This window comes from Bradyrhizobium sp. MI1.10, assembly GCF_055811035.1.
This window is the reverse complement of the sequence record NZ_JBVVPN010000008.1, coordinates 118,620-140,258: the sequence shown is the minus strand read 5'-3', so window position 1 is coordinate 140,258 and position 21,639 is coordinate 118,620. Positions and strand designations below refer to the sequence as shown.

Annotated in this window: 17 protein-coding genes; 8 read left to right on the top strand and 9 right to left on the bottom strand. The window is 65.5% G+C overall.

The genetic code is table 11. The features are described from left to right. Positions 1 to 72 precede the first annotated feature (72 nt). A complete protein-coding gene (locus tag AC0L3K_RS11115) occupies positions 73 to 3,594 on the bottom strand; it encodes a LuxR C-terminal-related transcriptional regulator (RefSeq protein WP_473365978.1) in 3,522 nt (1,173 codons plus the stop codon). On the opposite strand from AC0L3K_RS11115, the gene AC0L3K_RS11110 reads away from it, so the two are divergent. Beyond that, the gene (locus AC0L3K_RS11110; RefSeq protein WP_473365977.1) at positions 3,554 to 4,054 is read left to right on the top strand and encodes a nuclear transport factor 2 family protein; all 501 of its coding nucleotides are present in this window, start codon (positions 3,554 to 3,556) and stop codon (positions 4,052 to 4,054) included. The two genes, AC0L3K_RS11115 and AC0L3K_RS11110, sit on opposite strands and share 41 nt — an antisense overlap. 43 nt (positions 4,055 to 4,097) lie before the next feature. Here the strand turns inward: AC0L3K_RS11110 and AC0L3K_RS11105 are convergent, their stop codons facing one another. Genes AC0L3K_RS11105 through AC0L3K_RS11085 form a run of 5 tightly spaced genes read right to left on the bottom strand, consistent with a single transcriptional unit; the run spans position 4,098 to position 7,667 of the window. Then, a complete protein-coding gene (locus AC0L3K_RS11105; RefSeq protein ID WP_473365976.1) occupies positions 4,098 to 4,865 on the bottom strand; it encodes a sulfite exporter TauE/SafE family protein in 768 nt (255 codons plus the stop codon). Then, positions 4,862 to 6,118 carry a CCA tRNA nucleotidyltransferase gene (locus AC0L3K_RS11100; protein ID WP_473365975.1) on the bottom strand — a complete coding sequence of 419 codons (1,257 nt, stop codon included), beginning with the start codon at positions 6,116 to 6,118 and terminating at the stop codon, positions 4,862 to 4,864. Before AC0L3K_RS11100 ends, AC0L3K_RS11105 begins: the two co-directional genes overlap by 4 nt. 9 nt (positions 6,119 to 6,127) lie before the next feature. Further along, entirely contained in the window at positions 6,128 to 6,391 is a 264-nt protein-coding gene (locus AC0L3K_RS11095) for a DUF6111 family protein (protein WP_007595079.1), read from the bottom strand. Then, positions 6,388 to 7,059 (bottom strand): CoA pyrophosphatase, encoded by a 672-nt coding sequence (locus AC0L3K_RS11090; protein ID WP_007595081.1) that lies wholly within the window; start codon positions 7,057 to 7,059, stop codon positions 6,388 to 6,390. Before AC0L3K_RS11090 ends, AC0L3K_RS11095 begins: the two co-directional genes overlap by 4 nt. Continuing rightward, a complete protein-coding gene (locus AC0L3K_RS11085; RefSeq protein WP_219684492.1) occupies positions 7,056 to 7,667 on the bottom strand; it encodes a DUF1285 domain-containing protein in 612 nt (203 codons plus the stop codon). Before AC0L3K_RS11085 ends, AC0L3K_RS11090 begins: the two co-directional genes overlap by 4 nt. A 276-nt stretch (positions 7,668 to 7,943) precedes the next feature. On the opposite strand from AC0L3K_RS11085, the gene AC0L3K_RS11080 reads away from it, so the two are divergent. From AC0L3K_RS11080 to AC0L3K_RS11050, 7 genes are all read left to right on the top strand, one after another. After that, positions 7,944 to 8,942, top strand: a complete 999-nt coding sequence (locus AC0L3K_RS11080; protein WP_219684491.1) for an AAA family ATPase — start codon at positions 7,944 to 7,946, stop codon at positions 8,940 to 8,942. Continuing rightward, on the top strand, positions 8,942 to 9,886 hold the full coding sequence (locus tag AC0L3K_RS11075) for a DUF58 domain-containing protein (protein ID WP_007595084.1): 945 nt from the start codon (positions 8,942 to 8,944) through the stop codon (positions 9,884 to 9,886). The genes AC0L3K_RS11080 and AC0L3K_RS11075 overlap by 1 nt, the downstream gene beginning before the upstream one ends. Then, positions 9,883 to 12,696 (top strand): DUF4159 domain-containing protein, encoded by a 2,814-nt coding sequence (locus AC0L3K_RS11070; protein WP_473365974.1) that lies wholly within the window; start codon positions 9,883 to 9,885, stop codon positions 12,694 to 12,696. The genes AC0L3K_RS11075 and AC0L3K_RS11070 overlap by 4 nt, the downstream gene beginning before the upstream one ends. 7 nt (positions 12,697 to 12,703) lie before the next feature. Next, positions 12,704 to 14,767 carry a hypothetical protein gene (locus AC0L3K_RS11065; RefSeq protein ID WP_473365973.1) on the top strand — a complete coding sequence of 688 codons (2,064 nt, stop codon included), beginning with the start codon at positions 12,704 to 12,706 and terminating at the stop codon, positions 14,765 to 14,767. 260 nt (positions 14,768 to 15,027) lie between these two features. After that, entirely contained in the window at positions 15,028 to 16,041 is a 1,014-nt protein-coding gene (locus tag AC0L3K_RS11060) for an alpha/beta fold hydrolase (RefSeq protein WP_473365972.1), read from the top strand. 226 nt (positions 16,042 to 16,267) lie between these two features. Further along, entirely contained in the window at positions 16,268 to 16,672 is a 405-nt protein-coding gene (locus tag AC0L3K_RS11055) for a DUF2946 domain-containing protein (protein WP_473365971.1), read from the top strand. Positions 16,673 to 16,819: 147 nt separating this feature from the next. After that, entirely contained in the window at positions 16,820 to 19,177 is a 2,358-nt protein-coding gene (locus tag AC0L3K_RS11050; protein WP_473365970.1) for a TonB-dependent receptor, read from the top strand. 22 nt (positions 19,178 to 19,199) lie between these two features. On the opposite strand, the gene AC0L3K_RS11045 is transcribed toward AC0L3K_RS11050, so the two are convergent. The 3 genes from AC0L3K_RS11045 to AC0L3K_RS11035 are packed head-to-tail and all read right to left on the bottom strand — an operon-like array spanning position 19,200 to position 21,619. After that, positions 19,200 to 20,357, bottom strand: coding sequence for a hypothetical protein (locus AC0L3K_RS11045; protein ID WP_473365969.1), 1,158 nt, complete (start codon positions 20,355 to 20,357; stop codon positions 19,200 to 19,202). Between the two features lie 33 nt (positions 20,358 to 20,390). Beyond that, positions 20,391 to 21,068, bottom strand: a complete 678-nt coding sequence (locus tag AC0L3K_RS11040) for a methyltransferase domain-containing protein (protein ID WP_007595101.1) — start codon at positions 21,066 to 21,068, stop codon at positions 20,391 to 20,393. Positions 21,069 to 21,103: 35 nt separating this feature from the next. Further along, entirely contained in the window at positions 21,104 to 21,619 is a 516-nt protein-coding gene (locus AC0L3K_RS11035) for a GNAT family N-acetyltransferase (protein WP_007595102.1), read from the bottom strand. Positions 21,620 to 21,639 lie beyond the last annotated feature (20 nt).

The window sequence follows — 21,639 nt, the reverse complement described above, 5'->3', positions numbered from 1 at the left end:
ATCCGGCGTCGTGTTCCTGAGACCTGTACTGCGGTGACAGTTGCCATTTTCGGTCAATGACGCTGCAGCGGTTCAAATCAGCAGATCATGATGCGCAGGGACAATGGCTTGATGCGCGCCGTTATTGCCGTGATCGTCCGCGTGTCCGTTCAGTGCATGAGGGACGAGCTTGGCGTTGAACCCGAGGCTCTCTTCCTGACTGGGCGGAACGTGCCCATCGAGCGGATCATTGAACTCTTTAACCTCAACTATCGCGACGAGAGGAGAAGGAGTTGGTCCGCTATCGAACCGGAACACCGGTCCTTGGTCTGCGCCGCCGATTTCGAACGCAGCCTTGGCCGGGTGTGCGTCGTCTGATGCGATTGCTGCAGATTGCGCAGCGTGCTGCGAGTTACCGTGGTCCACGGTGGCTGGTTCTGCCGTCTTCATGGTCCCCGCAGCATCCGAAGCCGAAGCGTGATGCTCGGCGCCATCGCCGGCGCCGTTGCCCGGTTTGCCCCCATCTTCTGTCAATCCCGTGCTTGCCGCCTTTGCAGATCCTGGCTCCGAAGCGTGTTGCGAGTTGCCGTGGTCCGCGCTGGCGGGCGTTGCGGCGGCCGGATCGATCTCTGCTCCGTCCGGCGGGCTTGCAGCGGCTGAGTGCCCGGATTTGCCGTGTTCCGCGCCGCTTGGTTCTGCCGTCGTCGCTGGTGGTTGCGCAGCGTCAGAAGCCGAAGCGTGATGCTCGGCACCACGGTCGGCCGCGTTGCCCGCTTTGGCCCCATCTTCAGTCGATTCCGTGGATGCCGCCTTTGCAGATCCTGGCTCCGAAGCGTGTTGCGAGTTGCCGCGGCCCGCGCTGGCGGGCGTTGCGGCGGCCGGATCGATCTCTGCTCCGTCCGGCGGGCTTGCAGCGGCTGAGTGCCCGGATTTGCCGTGTTCCGCGCCGCTTGGTTCTGCCGTCGTCGCTGGTGGTTGCGCAGCGTCAGAAGCCGAAGCGTGATGATGATCGCCGCCATGGCCGCCATCATTGCCCTGTTTGGAGCCAGCTTCAGTTGATTCGGTAGCTGCCGCCTTTGCAGACCCTGGCTCCGATGCGTGCTGCGAGTTGTCGTGGCCCGCGCCGGCGGCCGTTGCGACGCCCGGATCGATCTCTGCTCCGTCCGGCGGGCTTGCAGCGGTTGAGTGCCCGGATTTGCCGTGTTCCGCGCCCGCTGGTTCTGCCTTCTGCGTTGCCCCTCCCGGAGCTTCCGAAGCCGATGCGTGATGCTCGGCGCCATTGTCGTCGCCCTTGCCCGGTTTGGAGCCAGCTTCAGTCGATTCGGTAGCTGCATCCTTTGCAGACCCTAGCTCTGAAGCGTGCTGCGAGTTGCCGTGCCCCGCGTTGTCGGCAGTTACGACGCTCGGTTGGCCGATCTCGTTGGGTGCAATCGACGAAACGCCGGTGCCCGTGTCGGTCGGGCCACTGTGCGACGTGACATTTGCGACTGCCGGCGCTGTGGCACTATGAGCAAGCTCGATGGATGATCCGTGAGCCGACGCGGCAGACGCACCATCGCTCTCTTCCGTTGCATCCGCGGACGGGTCCGTGGAGGTTTCGAACTTCGACGGCGTTCCCAAGCCGGTCCGGGTCTGCCCGAAATGGAAACCCGAGCCGTTATTGGCCAGAAGGGCCCAGGCTCCGGCCGTCCCGAGCGTGCTCTCGCCCCCTTCGATACTGGTCTGGACATGGTCCTTGCTCGAAACAGCCTCATCGGGTGCGGTCGCCGGTATCAGCGCGGCTTCGAGCTGCTCCAAAGTGGTCGCGACAGCCGCGCCATCTGGCTCGGAGACGACATCCGCCTCCGCAACGGCTACAATTCCCTCCAGATGAATTTCCAGCAAGCCGCGATCGCCGATATCAAGGATACGATCGGTCGCATTCACATAGACGATCGTTTCGTTGCTTGCGGAGTCGTAGACCCAGGCGAGTGTATGTGGCGGTATAGACTTGCTTGCCGCCGTCATATGCAGCCAAGCAAGCGCTCCGAAAGCCGCAAGATTGATCCTGCTCGACCCAGATGCGAAATCGAACACGGTGTCGGAAGCGGTCGACTTGGAATCGTTAGACACGGAATCGATCGGGGAGCGATAAACAATTTTTTCAACGTTGCCGCCCAAGCCGATACTGGCATCGTGACCAAGGTCCGCGCCAACGGGTTTATGGAGGTTGTCACTCGCATCGCCCGGGCCCTTTTGGCCCAGAGCGCCTTCCGCGACGTCGTCGTGTCCAGCGGTCGCAACGGCGGAAGACAGGCGGACATCGTGCGACAGGAAACCCGGGGCTGAATTGTCGTCATGATTGGCGGCAGCATGGGTGATCGCGGCCAGTTTTGTGGTCGCACTCTCTTCAGTAACGGCCAGGATGCTGTCGATCGACGCTTCACGGAGGTCATGCGCCTGCGCGGCGAGATGGGGATCCTGCAGTGCGTAGATCAACGCACCGGCGAGAATAGCGAAGTTGCCATACCCGCCCTGCATCGACATCGCATTGGAAAGAAGCCGCGGGAATTGATGTTCCGGGGCCGGGTCAACTCCGACCTGTATGTCGTTTGCTGCTCGCGGTAAGGGCACGGGAAGATCGGGCGCGCCCGATCCAGTTGGACCGTGGTGTGTCCACGCTTTCGCGCCTCCGGATTGCTCGGCCGGGCGCAGTGCTTCCATTGCGGCCGCCGGGTTCGTGATTTGGGCGGCCTTGGCGAACAAGTCTCTCTGGGCGAGCGTGGGCGTCTCGCCGGATTCCCAGGCGATGAGGTGCCGGAGAATGCCTTTTTTCCAGGGCTCGTACGCGGCGTGCTCGTCCGGATGGCCGACGCCGTTCTGATCCGGAAAGCTGCCGTTCGCTTCGGACGCCTTGAGTTCGTCCGCAATTGCCAACGCCAGAAACGCCAGGGAGAGCGCGGCCAGGCCGGAGGGGCGCTGCAGCAATGCGATGGTCGCGAGCACAGTTCTGTTGGTGATCTCAAGCTTCTGGAAAATATTGTACAGGTGGACTTTGACCGTCCCGTCGGAGACGTTGAGCTTACGCGCGATCTCCTTGTTCGACAGTCCTTCCGACACCAGCCGTGCAATTTGACGTTCCCGTTGCGTCAACAGCTCCAGCATCTTTTCGACTTTGCCGTCGCCGTCCACCTCCTTGCCGGCTGCCGAGAGATCGGACTTCGCCAGTGCCACACCGCTCTTCGTCATCAGCCGCAGCGATCGCAGCATCGTGGCGGGAGAGGCATACTTGGAAATTGCGCTGCAGGCGCCGGCTGCGATGGCGGACGTCAGATCGTGGTCGGTGTCGGACTCGGTGAAGAACACCAGGCGCGTGGAGAGCTTCTCAGCTTTCACGATCGCGAGGATCTCGGGGGCCGTCAGATCCGGCACCTTGTCGGCAAGAAGCGCGACGTCGGGTGTCAGCTTTCGAATTGCTTCGAGGCAGCTTGTCCGATCGCTGGACGATGCGACAACGTCGAAGTCCGGCTGCGTCCCGAGAACCGACCTCAGTCCCTGCAAAACGATCGGCTGTGGATCGACGATCACAAGCCGGATGGGCTTGAGTATCCCCTGCCTGGCGGACGCGTCCAACATCGATCTTGCCCTCGGCCCGGTCCTCTATGTCGTTCGCCATATGGCCGTGCCCGGGTGGGATATTAAAATCAAAAAAGGCTCGGCAGTTCCAGAGCCTGAAGCAGATTTGGACGGCATGCGAGTGAAAAATATGTCCTTTGACCCGATGGCCGTTGCGGTTGACTGGCTTGATGCCTATCGCGCGGGCGATATCGAGGCGATCTTGGAGCTATATGCCGAAGATGCCGTTGTGCACTGCGGCTGCGCCGGTGTCCAAACCATTACCGGCCGCGAGGCACTTCGTGCCTATTGGGTCGATCGCCTCCGAAAATATCCGGCAGGCACGTTGGATGATCTCAATCCCTCGCAGAACGACCGCACCATTATCTCGTACATCACCAGTGCTGGTGTGATGAGTGCACTTTTGGCGTTTGACGCCGCCGGCAGGATCAAGGAACTGGACTGCAGTCCCTCACACTAGACCTGCGGCGTAACCCCAACCCGCAGCGGGACACCTGGCGGCGTTAGATGAGCTGCCTCGCCGCAGCCGAGATCATCACCAGCCCGCCCGTGATCACGGCGACGTCGAGGATCGCGGTGTGGATGTGCACCGGCATCCGCTCGACAAAGGCCTTGGCCAAGAACGCGCCGGGAATCGCGATGGCGCCGATCAGAAGTGCAAAGGCGAGCACCTGAGCGGTCACGGCGCCGGCCAGCCCAAACACCGAGATCTTGATGAGGCCGGTGCCGAGCGAGATCATGGCATCGGTCGCGATCACGGCAGCGCCTTCGAGGCCGGCGGCCATCAGCAGCGACAGCAGGACCACGCCGGAGCCGGAGGTGCCGCCGACCAGCACGCCATAGCCGGCCGAGCCGGCCGCAAGCCCAGTGTCGCCGATCTTGACCTGGCGGCGGCGGAGCACCCGGCGCAGCGGCACGCTCAGGATCAGCATGGAGCCGATCACGAGTGCCGCGCCGGCATTGGTCAGCCGCGTATAGCCGTAGGCACCAAGGGCGGTCGTCAGTGCCGCGCAGGCCAGCACGATCAGCGCGCGGCGGCGATCGGCATGGCGGAGATAGGCGACCGCGCGGCTGGAATTGGTAAAGATCGCGGAGATCGCGATGATCGGCACCACCGGCTCGGCGCCAACGAGAGGGACCAGCACCAGCGGCATCAAGGCGCCGGTGCCGTAGCCGGCGAGACCACCGATGATCGAAGCAAACAACGCCATCAACGCGACCAGCAGGAGCTGAAAAATCGAGATGTCGGCGAAGCCTGAGACGATGGTCACGTTCTCTCATCGCGGCTGATTCGTGCCGCAGCTTGATCGGCGATGGAAGCGAGTGCGGCTTCATCTAGGGGAAAATCTGCCGCGAGCCAAGCGTCCTCGGCGAGCGTCAAGACATGTCCGAGCGCGGGTCCTTCCGCCATGCCGCGCGCGATGAAGTCGGCGGCGCGAAGCGGAAATTTCGGCGCAATCCAGCGCTGCGGCAGCTCGGCGAGCGCACGCCATCCAGACGAGCCGACGTCACCGCCGGCTCGCGCCCAGCCCAGCAACACGCGATCGTGATAGCGCTCCGCACCGAGCCGGTAGAGCAGCCGCCGCGCATCGGCTTCCCCCTTGGTGGCCAGGCGCCACCAGCGATGCCCCATCGAATCCAGCGCCTTGGTTTCCGCATTGGAGAGTCTCAGGCGCGTGGCGACGCGCTTGGCGTCTTCGGTCACGGCGACCGTCAGCGCGGCGAGCCGCCGCGTGCTGCTTGCGGTGAGGCCAAGCTCGCGCTCGATCGCGATCATCGCCGAGAGCGGCCCGGTATAGACGACGCCGCCGGTCAGCGCCTGCAGCAATCCGCCGTCCGCCATGGCGAGCGCGGCGGCAGAGGCGCCGCCGGCGACCAGCAGCTTCAGCGTCTCCATGCGCAGCCGCTCGGCCGAGAGGCTGGCAAGTCCGGCGCGGCCGCGGATGCAGGCGAGATAGCCGTCGCGGTCGGGATCGCCGGCACCGAAGGCGGCGTGGATGCGGAAGAAGCGCAGAATGCGCAGGAAATCCTCGGCGATGCGCTGGTCGGGATCGCCGATGAAGCGCACGCGCCGCGCGGCCGCATCCGCGATGCCTCCGACATAATCGTGGACGACGCCGTCAGCATCGACCGAGAGCCCGTTCATCGTGAAGTCGCGGCGCTCGGCGTCCTTCACCCAGTCGCGGCCGAACGCAACCTTGGCCTTGCGGCCGAACGTCTCGGTATCCTCGCGCAGCGTCGTGACTTCGTAAGGCTGGCTGTCGATGACGAGGGTGACCGTGCCGTGGTCGATGCCGGTCGGCACGGCCTTGATGCCGGCGCTCTTGGCGCGCCGCATCACCTCGTGCGGGAGCGCCGTGGTCGCGATGTCGATGTCGCCGGGCACGAGGCCGAGCAGCGCGTTGCGCACGGCGCCGCCGACAACCCGCGCCTCCTCGCTATCCGCATTGAGCAATTGCAGGACGCGCGCGGTCCCGCCCGAAATCAGCCAGGGCGCATCGGCGAGCATGGGCACCGCGCTCATCGGCCGGCCCTATCTTTCCACGCCCGGCACGAGCTTGCCGTTCTCGACATGGGCGGGGACATAGGTCGAATCCGGCGCAGCGCCGGAGTAATGCGCAAAGCCGATCAGCCCCGCGATCACCAGCACGAGCGCCGCCAGCATGAGACGCGCGACGATGGTGGTCGGCCAGGACGATTGCACGAACAGGCCGGAACGCGTGGCGGCCAGGAACAGCGCATAGACGGCAAAGGGAACGAGGAAGATTCCGATCTCGGTCAGGATCGGCCGGATCATGACGAATAGATCCGCTCGTAGAGCACACGCAGCATGCCGGCCGTCGCGCCCCAGATGTAGCGTTCGGCAAACGGCATCGCGTAGTAGGACCGCTCCATGCCGCGGAATTCCTTGCTGTGCACCTGGTGGTTGGCCGGGTTCATCAGGAAGGATAGCGGCACTTCGAACGCATCATCAACCTCGGAATGGTTGATCGTCAGCTCAAAACCTGGGCGCACCCTGGCAACCGTCGGCAGGATGCGGAAGCCGAAGCCGGTGCCGTAGAGATCGAGATAGCCGATCGGCTCGACGAAGTCTCTGGACAGCCCGACCTCCTCCTCGGCCTCGCGCAGCGCCGCATCGAGCGGCGAGCGGTCGGTCGCGTCGATCTTGCCGCCGGGAAAGGCGATCTGGCCGGCATGGTCGTTCAGATGCGCCGACCGCTGCGTCAGGAGGATGGTCGGCTCGGGATGATCGACCACCGCGATCAGGACCGCCGCCGGCCGCACCGGCTGCTCGCGCGCGATGATCTCGAGCATCTTGTCGGTGCCGGGATCGCCCGAGGCAGGAATGATGTTGGGATCGTAGAGACCGGGCGGAACGTCGAAGCCGAGCCGCGCGGAGGAGCGGGCGAAGAAATCGGCCGCACCGATCACGGCGGGATCGTTCCTGGAGATAGGCTTGTTCAAAGCGCGGCCCTCACCTGCTCCGCATCGGCCATGGCAAAGAATTCGCCGGCCGATTCGACACCGAACATCGGCTGGCCATCGACCATCCGCTCCTCACCCATGTCAACAAGATCGTAATAGAGCGCGCGGGTGACCTTGGCCCAGAGCTCGGCGCGGACGTGCAGATAGGGCGTCAGCCCGCCGTCTCTGGCCTGCTCGAAGCGCAGCCGGTGCGCCGCATCGCAGGTGACCCAGTCGTCGACATTGGTGCGGAAGCGGAGCACGCGATGGTTGGCCTCGCCGTCCTTCTGCATCTCGACCGCCATGAACGGCGCGTCGTCGACGCGAATGCCGACCTTCTCCACCGGAGTGACGAGGAAATGCTTGTCGCCTTCGCGCTTGAGGATGGTCGAGAACAGGCGAACCAAGGCATGACGGCCGATTGGCGTCCCCAAATAGAACCAAGTACCATCGGACGCGATTCGCATGTCGAGATCGCCACAGAACGGCGGATTCCACAAATGCACCGGAGGCAGGCCCTTTTTGGCGCCTTCGGCATCGGCAGCAGTTTTGGCAGCGGCAGTCAGCCCCTCAAGACCGCGATCGGCGCTCTGCCCTTGGTTCGCCATGGTTTGCCCTGACTTTGTCATTTGGCACGATCGGTGCAAGTCTGAATTGTAGGTCTACGTTGTATGCCGGTGCACGGTTCCACCCCGGATTCATCCGGTGTGGAGGTCGCCACTTCGTGATGCCCTACATATCCCTAAGCCGATAAGGTGGGGATAGGTTAATTCAACGAATACATGGCCTTCCTGCAAGTCTAGCATAGGGCCCACGTCTTGAGTTGAGGACGTGACGACATGACGACGCAAGCGAGCTGCATGGCAGGCTGAAGGAGCTAACGGATGGCGGAGAGTGTCGAGAAGCTCGAAGACGGAATCGTCCGTTCGGCCGAGCAGGTGTCGAGCCAGATTCGCGCGGCGAAAGAGGCGATCGGCTCCGTCATCTTCGGTCAGGATCGCGTGATCGAGAACACGCTGGTCACGATCCTCTCCGGCGGCCATGCGCTGTTGATCGGCGTCCCCGGCCTCGCCAAGACCAAGCTGGTCGAGACGCTCGGCATCACCCTCGGCCTCGATGCCAAGCGCATCCAGTTCACGCCCGACCTGATGCCGTCGGACATTCTCGGCGCCGAAGTGCTCGACGAGAGCACCTCCGGCAAGCGTGCCTTCCGCTTCATCTCCGGCCCCGTGTTCGCGCAACTGCTGATGGCCGACGAGATCAACCGCGCCAGCCCGCGCACGCAGTCGGCGCTGCTGCAGGCGATGCAGGAGCAGCACATCACCGTTGCCGGCGCGCGTCACGACCTGCCGAAGCCGTTCCACGTGCTCGCCACGCAAAATCCGCTGGAGCAGGAAGGCACCTATCCGCTGCCTGAAGCCCAGCTCGACCGTTTCCTGATGGAGATCGACGTCGACTATCCCGACCGCGACGCCGAGCGCCGCATCCTGTTCGAAACCACCGGCGCCGACGAGACGCTGGCGAAGGGCACGATGACACCTGACGCACTCATCACCGCGCAGCGACTGATCCGGCGCCTGCCGGTCGGCGATTCCGTGGTCGAGGCGATCCTGTCGCTGGTGCGCGCGGCCCGTCCGGGTCCGGACGGCGGCGACACCAGCAAATTCATCGCCTGGGGCCCGGGCCCGCGCGCCAGCCAATCGCTGATGCTCGCGGTGCGCGCACGCGCGCTGATCGACGGACGCCTCGCGCCTTCGATCGACGACGTGCTCGACCTCGCCGAGCCCGTGCTGAAGCACCGCATGGCGCTGACGTTCCAGGCGCGCGCCGAAGGCCGCACGATTCCGGACGTGATCCGGCAATTGAAGACACGGATCGGTTGATGGCGGCGGAGAACGGGCACGCAGCAAAGGAAATCATCGCGATCCGACGTGCCGATGGCGAAAGCCGCACGCTCGCAGCTTCCTTGCCGCGCCTGGTGCTCGAGGCCCGCCGTATCGCCGCCAACGTCATTCACGGCCTGCACGGCCGCCGTCGCGCCGGCTCCGGCGAAAATTTCTGGCAGTACCGCCGCTTCGTCTCCGGCGAGCCGTCGCAGAACGTCGACTGGCGGCGATCGGCGCGCGACGATCTGCTCTATGTCCGCGAGCTCGAATGGGAAGCCTCGCACACGGTCTGGATCTGGCCCGACCGCTCGCCCTCGATGGCCTTCGCTTCAAAACAGGCGCGCGAATCCAAGCTCGAGCGGACGCTGATCGTCGCCTTCGCGCTGGCCGAGTTGCTCGTCTCCGGCGGCGAACGCGTCGGCATTCCCGGGCTGATGGCACCGACCGCGAGCCGCAGCGTCATCGACAAGATGGCGCAGGCGATGCTGCATGACGATGCCGACCGCTTGAGCCTGCCGCCGTCCTTCGTGCCCGCGGCGCTGGCCGAGACGATCGTGCTGTCGGACTTCTGGTCGCCGATCTCCGAGATCAGGACCACGCTCGGCGGCCTGTCCGGCTCCGGTGCGCATGGCACGCTCGTGCAGGTCGTCGATCCCGCCGAGGAATCATTCCCCTATTCCGGCCGCGTCGAGTTCGTCGAGCCAGAAGGGTTCGGCGTGATCACCGCCGGCCGCGCCGAGAGCTGGGCGCAGGATTACACCGCGCGGCTCGCGCTGCACCGCGACCAGATCCGCGCCGAGACCAACAAGCTCGACTGGCTGTTCACGACACATGCGACCGACCGCTCGGCCGCCGAGCTCCTGCTGTTCCTCCATGCCGGCATGCAGGTGAGCAAGTCGGGCGCCCGCACCACGACGATCAAGGCGGGGCCGGCAGCATGATGGGACTGCCGCTCGCCTTCACCGAACCGCTGCTCCTGATCGGCCTCGTCAGCCTGCCGGTGCTGTGGTGGCTGTTGCGGGTGATGCCGCCGCGGCCGCGCCGGATCGAGTTTCCGCCGACGCGCCTGCTGTTCGACATCGCACCGCGCGAAGAGACCCCGTCGCGGACGCCGTGGTGGCTGACCGCATTGCGGCTGCTGGCTGCCGCACTCGTTATTTTCGCCGCCGCCGGTCCGATCTGGAATCCGCAAACAGGCGCCGCCGCGAGCAAGGCGCCGCTGATGATCATGTTCGACGACGGCTGGAGCGCGGCCTCGAACTGGGACATCCGGATCAGGGCCGCCGATGAGTTGATCGCCAGTGCCGAGAACGACCGCCGCGCGATTGCGCTGGTGCCGCTGTCGGAGCCGAACCGCGATATCACGTTAATGCCGGCGGGCGCCGCGCGCGTCGCGTTGCGGCAGCTGACGCCAAAGCCGTATTCCATCGACCGCGTCGAGACCCTGACCGCAATCGATCGCTTCCTGAAAGCGACCGGCGACTGCGAGATCGCCTGGCTCTCCGACAGCGTCGACACCGGTCGCGGCGAGGAATTCGTGGCGGGCCTCGGCAAGACCATCGGCGATCGCAGCCTGACCGTGTTCGAAGGCGGTACCTCGTCGCCGCTGGCCCTGGTCGCGGCCGAGAACGCCGCAGCCAAAATGACGGTGAAGGTGCTGCGCACCGACAGCGGCATCGCGATCGGCACCGTACGCGCGCTGGACCAGAAGGCCTCGCCGATCGGCGAAGCGCGTTATTCGTTCGGCCCGCAGGACAAGGAAACCGAAGCGTCGTTCGATCTGCCGGTCGAGCTGCGCAATGACATCACGCGGCTGGAAATTGCCGGTGAGCGCTCCGCAGGCGCAGTGCAGCTGCTCGACAAGCGCTGGCGCCGCCGCGCCATCGGCATCGTCTCGGGCTCGACCAGCGAGACCGCGCAGCCGCTGCTGGCGCCGACCTTCTATCTCACCCGCGCGCTGGCGCCGTTCGCCGACGTGCGGCTCGCCGACAAGGGCTCGCCGCAGCAGGGCATCACGCAGTTCCTCGACCAGAAGCTGCCGATGATCATCCTTGCCGATGTCGGCACCATCGCCCCTGAAATCCGCGAGCGTCTCAATGCCTGGATCGACCAGGGCGGCGTGCTGGTGCGGTTCGCCGGTCCGCGGCTGGCGCAGGCCGAGGACGATCTCGTCCCGGTCAAGCTGCGCAAGGGCGGCCGGACGCTCGGCGGCAGCCTGACCTGGGAAAAGCCGCAACATCTGGCCTCCTTTGCCGCCGATGGTCCGTTTGCCGGCGTGGTGGTCCCCAAGGACGTCACCATCAGCCGCCAGGTGCTGGCCGAGCCCGACGCCGTGCTCGCCACCAAAAGCTGGGCCTCGCTGGAAGACGGCACGCCGCTGGTGACGGGCGAGCATCGCGGCAAGGGCGTCGTCAGCCTGTTCCACGTCAGCGCCGACATGCGTTGGTCGGATCTGCCGATGTCGGGCACCTTCGTCGAAATCCTGCGGCGCGTCGTCGACATGTCCGGCTATACCGCCAAACCGGGCGCAGGCGTCGCCACTGAGGCGAGCGCCGAGACGGTGGCGCCGCTGCATATCCTCGACGGCTTCGGCGCCTTCGGTCCGCCGCCGGCCGCCGCCAAGCCGCTGCCCGCGGATTATCGCGACCGCGCCACACCCGATCATCCGCCGGGCTTCTATGGTCCGGCAGAAGGACCGCTCGCCGTGAACACGCTTGCCAGCGCCGACCGTATCGCAGCCCTGAACACCGCGAGCCTGCGCGCGCGGCACGCCACCTACACCAATGCCGAGCCGCAGGACTTGCGCGGCTGGCTGTTGTCGACGGCGCTCGCGCTGTTCCTGATCGACGCCATCATCGTCGCGGTGCTCGGCGGCGGTCTTGCCGCGCTGCTGCGCCGCCGCGCCGCGCCCGCGATGATCGTCGTCGGATTGGCTCTCGCAGGAGTCGCCTCGCTCGTGTCGACGCCGTCGCACGCGGACAGCGCGTCCGACGAGTTCGCGATGAAGGCGGTGTCGCAGACCCGCCTCGCCTATGTCGTGACCGGCAATGCCGACGTCGATTCCATCGTCAGGGCCGGGCTATCAGGACTGACGCTGTTCCTGGCGCAGCGCACCGCGCTTGAGGCCGGCGATCCCGTCGGCATCGATCCGGCGCGCGACGAGCTCGCCTTCTTCCCGCTGATCTACTGGCCGATCGTGCCGGGCGCGCCCAAGCCGTCGCGGGACGCCATCAACAAGATCGACGCCTACATGAAGCAGGGCGGCACCGTGCTGTTCGACACCCGCGACGCGGTCGAAGCGCCGCCCGGCGCAAACGGCGCCGCGCAGACCCCCGCCATGCAGACGCTCCGCGAGATCCTGTCCTCGCTCGACGTGCCCGAGCTGGAGCCGGTGCCGCGCGAGCACGTGCTGACCAAGACCTTCTTTCTCTTGCGCGACTTCCCCGGCCGCTTCACGACAGGCCAGACCTGGGTCGAGACCTTGCCGCGCGAAGACGATGACGACAGCGCGCAGCGGCCGGCACGCGGCGGCGACGGCGTCTCGCCGATCATCATCACCTCGAACGACCTTGCCGGCGCCTGGGCCGTGCGGCCCGACGGCCAGGCCATGCTGCCGGTGACCGGCGGCGACCCCCGCCAGCGCGAATTCGCCTACCGCGCCGGCGCCAACATCGTGATGTACACGTTGACCGGCAACTACAAGGCCGACCAGGTGCACGCACCGGCCCTGATCGAACGGCTGGGGCAGTAGGATCGATATGAATTACGGCATCGCATTCACGCCGCTGGTTCCCACGATTGTCCTGTGGCTCGCGCTGGCCGCGGTCGTCGTCATCGCGCTCGTGCTGCTGCTGGCGCGGGCGCGCGGCGCTGCCGTGCGCGTGGCCGCGTTGGCGCTGTTCCTGCTGGCGCTCGCCAATCCCTCCTTCACCCGCGAGGACCGCGATCCCCTCACCTCGGTCGCCGCAATCGTCGTCGACAAGAGCCCGAGCCAGAATTTCGGCAATCGCAATCGCGAGGCCGCTCAGGCGCAGGAAGCGCTGGTCGACAGCCTGAAGAAGATCAAGGGGCTCGAGGTCCGCGTCGTCGATGCCGGACAGGCCGACGGCGAGACCGACGGCACCAAGCTGTTCGGGGCGCTGGCCTCGGCCTTGTCGGACGTGCCGGTCGACCGCGTCGCCGGTGCGTTCCTGATCACCGACGGCCGTGTCCACGACGTTCCGGCCAACGCCGCCGGGCTCGGCTTCCAGGCGCCGGTGCACGCGCTGATCACGGGGCAGAAGGACGAGCGCGACCGCCGTATTGCGGTCATCGCCGCGCCGCGCTTCGGCATCGTCGGGCAGCCCCAGACCATCACCTACCGCCTCGACGACCAGGGCGTCAGCGGCGAGCGCGCCAAGGTCACGGTCCGCAGAGACGGCGAGGTCATCAACGAGCGCACGCTTTCGAGCGGCCAGGCCGCAAGCGTCGAGGTCGACATCAAGCATTCCGGGCCAAACATCGTCGAGATCGAGGCCTCGCCGCTCGAGCGGGAATTGACGCCGGTGAACAACCGCGCCGTCGTCGCCATCGACGGTGTGCGCGACAAGCTGCGCGTGCTGCTGGTCTCGGGTGAGCCGCATTCCGGCGAGCGCACCTGGCGCAACCTGCTCAAGTCCGACGCCAGCGTCGATCTCGTCCACTTCACCATTCTGCGGCCGCCGGAGAAGCAGGACGGCACGCCGATCAACGAATTGTCGCTGATCGCGTTTCCGACCCGCGAGCTGTTCCAGCAGAAGATCAACGAATTCCAGCTGATCATCTTCGACCGCTATGCTCGCCAGGGCGTGCTGCCGATCGCTTATTTCGACAACATCGCACGCTACGTGCGGTCCGGCGGCGCAGTGCTGGTCTCGGCCGGCCCCGATTACGCGTCCAACACCAGCATCTGGCGCACGCCGCTGGATTCGGTGCTGCCGGCCGAACCGGTCGGGGTGACGGAAAAGCCGTTCTACGCGCATCTGTCCGACGTCGGCAAACGCCATCCCGTCACGCGCGGCCTCGAGGGCTCCGCCTCCGAGCCGCCGCGCTGGAGCCGCTTCTTCCGCACCGTCGAGACCCGCAATGCGGTCAACCCGCCCGTCATGACGGGCGTCGACGGCAAGCCGCTGCTGTTCCTATCGCGTTTCGGCGAGGGCCGCGTGGCGCTGCTGCTCTCCGACCACATCTGGCTGTGGGCGCGCGGCTATGAAGGCGGCGGTCCGCATCTCGATCTGTTGCGGCGGATGTCGCACTGGCTGATGAAGCAGCCTGATCTGGACGAGGAAGCGTTGCGCCTGCAGGTGCAGGGCAAGAATCTCGTGGTGGTGCGCCAGACCATGGCGGACAGCGTTCAGCCGGTGAGCGTGACCTCGCCGTCGGGCGTGTCGCGCGACCTGACGCTTGCAGCCGGCGATCCCGGCGAATGGCGCGCCAGCCTGCCGGCGAGCGAGCTCGGCCTGTGGCAAGCCACCGACGGCACGCTGAAGGCGCTGATCAATGTCGGCCCGACCAATCCGAAGGAGTTTTCGGAAGTCACCTCCACCACCGAGACGTTGAAGCCGCTGACCCAGGCGACCGGCGGTGACGCCGTGCGCGTGGTCGACGGCGCCAGCGTCGAGCTGCCGCGCATCCTGCCGGTCCGCTCGGCGAGCGTCTTCCATGGTGACGGCTGGATGGGCGTGCGGATGCGCGACGCCAGCGTCGTGAAGGGCGTCGGCGTGCTGCCGATCTTTGCCGGCCTGATCGGCCTGTTGCTGCTGCTCGGCGCGTTTGCTGCGACGTGGGTCCGTGAAGGGCGCTAGGCGGCTTACGCGCGTCCCTTCGCTTCCCGTTAGTCGGATAAATCCAATCGTCACTTCTTCGCCGGAAGCTCCATAGCGCCTTCGACCCCGAACTCGGTCGAATGTAGCGCGTTGTGAAATCTGGGGGCGGTTCTTCCTCGGCCCTGGGCAGGCGTGTCCCTGTCCAGGCATCGCTCCCCGCGGACAAGAGCAGTTCTCGACGGAGCCTTCGCAGCACCCAAACAGCGCGAGCGTTCGATGAGAAGCGGAGTTACTCGACCATGACAGACACACTTCACCAGCGCACGTTCAGCTCGCCTCGTCAGACAACGCGCTACATCGCGTGCGGGCCGGCCGACGGACCGTTGATGATCTTCGTCCATGGCTGGCCGTGCATCAGTTTGATGTGGCGCGCTCAGATGGACGCGTTTGCCGCCGACGGTTGGCACTGCGTCGCTCCCGATCTGCGCGGCTACGGCGGCTCTTCCACGCCCGCAGCCAACGACGCCTATACCATCGAGGAAATCGTGACAGACATGGCCGAACTCCATGATCACCTCGGCGGCAAGCCTGCGATCTGGGTTGGCCACGACTGGGGCTGTGTTGTGGTTGGTCAGTTGGTCGCGCATCAGCCCAAGCGCAGCCGCGGCGTCGTGCTGACCTCGCTGGCGTATCAACCCGACGGGCACGCCCTGCGCACAGTCGTCCCGCTGGTCGACCGAACGATTTATCCGGTTGACCAATATCCGGACGGCCAATGGGATTACTACCGTTACTACACCACGCACTTCGAGGCGGCAGTCGCCGACCTCGATGCAGATCTGGCCGCATCGCTGGCGTCGATCTTTCGGCCAGGCAACCCCGCCGGCATCGGCAAGGTTTCGCCGAATGCGATTGTCACGCGCAATGGAGGGCGCTTTGGCGCCGCGCACCGCGCCCCGCCGACTGAGCCTGATCCGGCTCTCTGGCCGCCGGCGGACTTCGAGGTGCTGGTGCAGTCGTTCCAGGCTCATGGCTTCCGCCCATCCTGCGCGTGGTACCTGAACGACGACGCCGACATCGCCTATGCGCGCAAGGCACCCAGTGGCGGCCGCCTGTCGCAGCCGGTGCTGTTCGTTAACGGCGACTTTGATCAGATCTGCAGCATCACCGGTAATCGCCAAGGTGACCCGATGCGCTCCGCCTGCCCGGACCTGACCGTAACGAGCATGCCCGCAGGGCATTGGCTGCCGCTGGAGCGCAAGGCAGAACACATCGAGGCTATCCGCACCTGGCTCCAGAGCAAAAAGCTCTGATGCCGCCTCCTCGCGCTGGCACTGAGTCAATCAATCGCCGTTCCCGTAAGCCATTCGATAGGTCCTCAGCCGAGATCTTTCAGTTGCCCGAACGACACATCGAGGAGCCGGCCCACTCGGGTCGGTGCGGCTGCGGTTGACATCCGCTGACCGATCGGGCGATGTTACATTATAACGTCGCGGGATCAGGGGATGATACCTCGCGATGTGGGGGTGGCGTTTCCAGATGAAGTGGTTCCGGTCGAATATCAGACACGGCGCCCGGCTCGCGATCTTCGCGATGCTGGTGCAGTTCGCGCTGACGTTCGGCCACAGCCATTGGTTCGCCCAGGCCGCTCCCCTCGCCCAGCCCTCGCTTCAGCAGACCGACAGCGCCCAAGGTCTCGCTTCGATCGACCGCGCCGCGGCTCAGAAGCAATCGCCGTCGGCTCCCGACAGGGAGCACCCGGGCGAGGACAATTGCGCGATCTGCGCATTGGTCGCGATGGCCGGCAGCGTCATGTTCGCGGCGCCGCCTGTGTTATTGCTGCCGCAGGCGATCGACCTGCTCTATCGCACCACCGACGCCGAATTCGTCCATCTGAAATCGGCCGGCACGGCATTCCAGCCGCGCGCCCCTCCCGCGTCCTGACTTCCAACAACGCTTGATCACGCTCGGCTCGCCGCTTTCAGGCGCGTGCCCGGGAGCAGTTGAAGTCGAATTCCGTCGCGCAGCGACGGCAGGCCGCCTCCGATCAGCAGATCATCATGCGGACGGCGCCTGACTGGAATCAGGACCATGTCATTCAAATTGCGGCGCACGCAGCGCCTTGGCGGAGCAAGCCTGCTCCTGATCGGCGTCGCCACCTCGGCGCTGGCCGAGGATAAGTCATCGACCGAGATCCCCGCCGTCACCGTGACGGCTCCGAGCCCCATCGTACGCAGGGCGGTGGTGCCGACCCGCAATCCGGGCCGCCCCACGCGAACCGCGCGGGCACGCAGCCAGGAACGCACGGCGGACGCCACGCCGGCAGCCTCCACGCCCGCCGCATCTCAGCAGGGCGTGCTGCCCATCGTGACCAACCAGTTCGCGACCGTCACGGTGGTGCCGAACGAGGAAATTCGCCGCGAGGGCGGCGGCCAGCTCGGCGATCTCCTGTTTTCGAAACCCGGCATCACCGGCTCGAGCTTCGCGCCGGGCGCTTCCAGCCGGCCGATCATCCGGGGGCTCGACGTCAACCGCGTCGGCATCGTCGAGAACGGCACCAATGCCGGCGGCGCCTCCGACCTCGGCGAGGATCACTTCGTCCCGATCGATCCGCTGGCGACCAACCAGGTCGAGGTGGTACGCGGGCCGGCTGCGCTGCGCTACGGCTCGACCTCGATCGGTGGCGTCGTCAGCGCCACCAACAACCGGATTCCCGACGCGCTGCCCTCCTGCGCTCCGTCGTTCCAGGCTTACGGCATGCCGGCCAAGGCGCCGCTCGCGAGCGCCGCGACATCGCCTTGCGTCACCGCCGAGACGCGCAGCGCCTTCAGCTCGGTCGACCGCGGCGTCGAAAGCGGCGTGCTGCTCGACACCGGCGGCGGCAATTTTGCCTTCCATGCCGACGTCTACGGGCGCAACACCACCGACTACAGCATCCCGAGCTACCCGTACCTCGCCGACCAGACCCGGCCAGTCGTCAACGGACGCCAGCCCAATTCGGCGACGCGCTCGGACGGCGCCTCGATCGGCGGCTCCTACTTTTTCCAGGGCGGCTATATCGGTGCGGCGATCACGCAGAACGATGCGCTCTACCACATCCCCGGCATCGACGGCGCCGACCACAACACGCGGATCGACGGTCACCAGACCAAGATCAACGTCAAGGGCGAGTACCATCCCGACGCGACGGCGATCGATGTCGTTCGCTTCTGGGCCGGCGCGACCGACTACCGGCACAACGAGATCGGGCTTGCCGATCCCGCCGATCCCAATACCGACGGCGTGCGGCAGACCTTCACCAACAAGGAGCAGGAGATCCGCACCGAGGTGCAGCTGATGCCATTCAACGCGCGCTTCGCCGAGGTGACGACGGCGCTGGGCTTCCAGGTCGGCCATCAGGAATTGAGCGCGCCGAGCCCGGACAATCCGGGCACGCTGTTCAACGGCCTGTGGGATCCCAACAACAGCACGCGCGTTGCCGGTTACGCCTTCAACGAGTTCAAGTTCACGGACGCGACGCGGGCGCAGATCGCCGGCCGCATCGAGCATGTCGAGCTGCACGGCACGACGCCGGATTTTCCCGCGGACTTCCTGCCCGATGGCACGCCGCAGGCGGCGATCTCGCGCAATCCGTCCTTCACGCCGAAAAGCGGCAGCATCGGCCTGTTGCAGGACCTGCCGGGTGGCATGGTCGGCAGCATCACCGCGCAATATGTCGAGCGCGCGCCGAAGGCGGCGGAGCTGTTCTCGCGCGGTGCGCATGATGCGACCGCGACCTTCGACATCGGCAACCCTAACCTCGTCATCGAGACGGCGAAGTCCGTCGAGGTCGGCCTGCGCAAGGCGACGGGGCCGTTCCGGTTCGAGGCGACCGTCTACTACACGCACTTCAACAACTTCATCTATCGCCGTCTCACCGGCGTGATGTGCGACGAGGACTTTGCCTCGTGCGGCGCGCCCGGCGCCGAGGTGAACCAGGCGGTCTATTCGCAGCGGGACGCGAACTTCCGCGGCGGCGAATTCCAGTCGCAGCTCGATGTCGGAGCATTCCAGGGCGGCATCTGGGGCATCGAGAACCAGTTCGACGTGGTCCGTGCCACTTTCACCGACGGCACCAACGTGCCGCGCATTCCGCCGGTGCGGCTGGGCGGCGGCGTGTTCTGGCGCGACGACAACTGGCTGATGCGCGTCAATCTGTTGCACGCCTTCGCTCATAACGACGTCGCGGTGATCGCGGAGACGCCGACACCGGGCTACAATTTGTTGAAAGCCGAGGTGAGCTACAAGACCAAGCTCGACCACAACTGGTTCGGTGCGCGCGAGGTGACGACGGGTATCGTCGGCAACAATCTCCTCAACGAGAACATCCGCAACTCGGTGTCCTACACCAAGGACGAGGTGCTGATGCCCGGCATCGGGGTCAGGGCGTTTGCGAACTTCAAGTTCTGAAAGCGCGATAGCTAGCCGGAGCTCATCGCGCTTCGGCTAGAGTGGCTGCATCGGGGGAAGCCTCTGCCGCCTCCCGAAACAGCACGGCGAACAGCAGGGTCCACAATGTCAGGAGAGAAATGGGGATCGTGTAGTATGGCGTCGCGATCGGATAGGTGAAGAAGAAGGCGAGGTTGAGCGCCAGATTGGCCAACGTGAGCAGCGCGACACGGCGAATGCCGTTCGCCTGCCGCAACAGCCAGATCGAGCCTGCAATTCCGATGACGATCAGCAAGGTCTGGAGCGGGTCGGCGAGATAGTCCCGGACCACCGCGAACGAAAAATCCAGCGGCCTGACATCGGGGTTGTTGCCGTAGGTCGACGCGAACGGACTGCCGGCGTTGACGGCGTAAGAGACGATGGTCGGGATCACGCCGGCCAGCAACGCGAGGCCGAACACGAGCCCCTGCAAGAACCGGGACAACGTCCGTTCCGCAAGGAACGCGACGAGGAGAAACAGGCCATAGCCGGACGCCAGGAAGAGATTGGCCAACCGGAAATCGACGGTCAGTCCGAGCAGGAAACCGATCGGCGCCAGCGGCCAAATCCTCGGTTGAGATCGCGGGCTCGCCAGCCATCGCGCCGTGAGACATCCCGCGAGCGCGCACACGACGACAGTCGGGGCCATCGAATAGCTCGCCTTGACCGGATTGACCATCAGGTAGATCGCAAGGCAGCCGAACGTCCCGGCCATCAGGACCGACCGCATGCTGCGCGCGAGAGAAAGCGCAAACAGCGCAAAGCCGAGCACGATAATGGTCGCCAGCATGTACATGGGCACGACCTGGTGACCTGGCGGAAACAGCGCCAACACGAGGCCGACACCCGGCGGATATTGAATGACGACCTTCCCCGTGGCCGGCATCAGATTGTGACAGGGCGCCGCGGTCGTATCGTTCCAGTCCGGGTAGCCGATCTCCTTCAGCTTCGCTTTCTGATAGCCATCGTCGTCGCGGCCGAGGTTGGTGTCGAAGCCCTCCACCAGCCCGAACCTCTGGAACAGATGCGCCTGCCTGAGGTAGCAGATGTCGTCATAGACGCCGCGCGCCTCATTCCATCGCATCATGGTCCAGAAATGGCCGATCAGCACCGCGAGAAACAACACGGCGAAGACGGCTTTGCTGGTGTGGATCTTCTTCATCGGGGATCATGATGCGACGGAGGCGGCGCTGCTTTAGCGGAATGCAAGATAGAGGTTGGACGATAGCGGGCCGAGCGACAAACCGGTGTAGCCCACGGCCGCGGACTTAGGGGTGGAGGACTTGGCGGCGAGCCCCAGCAGCCGTTTTCGCGTCATCAGGATCAGGTTCTGCTCGTCGGTCCATTCCGACTTGCCGGCGATCCTGCAGGCGATCCTGAAGGTGCCGTCGAGATAATGCGCCAGCGGGATGGCGGTGTGGTGCTCGACCGGAAAGAACCTGTTGGGCACGGTGATGAACACCCGCCGCGCGACGCGGCAAAGCTCCTCGACCAGGAGCACCTGATTTTCATGGCTACCGGCATGCTCGAGCACGGCATTGGACGTCGCGACATCGAACGCATTGTCGTTGAACGGCAGCCGTGTATTCGGTTCGATCTGCACGTAACGGCAAAGCGGAAAAGCCGCCTTGAACCCGATTCCTTCGCCGAGCCCGCACGCCGTGATCTTGTGCTGATGCGGGTAGCTTCGCTCCAGCACGTTCGCGCCGTCGTTGATCACGTCGGATACGCCGACATCCAGGATCTCGTCCAAGGCAGACGGCTGCATGCGGGCGATGAAATCCTGGTAGATGCGGTCGCGCGCGGCGATCAGCAGCTTTTCCGCCGTGCTCCCGGACGCCACTTCCCGGTAATATTGCTGATCGACCGGCACTGCTCTACCTTCATGTGAGCTTCGAAGCGATGGCGTCAGGTGCGCGTCTTGCTCCAGTCCGGACCGACCGGTCCCGATACGCCTTCGAACGCGCCCTCGACCAGCTCGATGACGAGGAGCCGGCTGTAATCGACCGGGCCCGGCATGGTGACGCGTCCCTTGGGGACCTGCTTGAAGCCGACGCGGCTGTAATAGGGCTCGTCGCCGACCAGCAGCACCAGGCGATGGCCCTGCGCCTTCGCATCCGTCAGTGCGCGCTCGAGCAGCAGCCGGCCGACGCCGCGGCTGCGGAACGGAGGCTCGACCGTCAGGGGCCCGAGCAGCAGTGCCGGCGTGTCGCCAACGCAAATCGGCAATTGCCGTACGGATCCGACCAGCAACGTACCGACGCGGGCGGTGAAGGATAGATCGAGCACATGATCCACATGCTCGCGGATTCGGTACGCGCTGAGCACGAAGCGGCCGGGTCCGAAGGTGCGTTCGTGCAGCCGCTCGATCGCCTGAGCATCGCCGGCGGCTTCCGACCGGATGGTGAGGGAGAGATCGTTCATCGCGTCGGCGGGATATCACC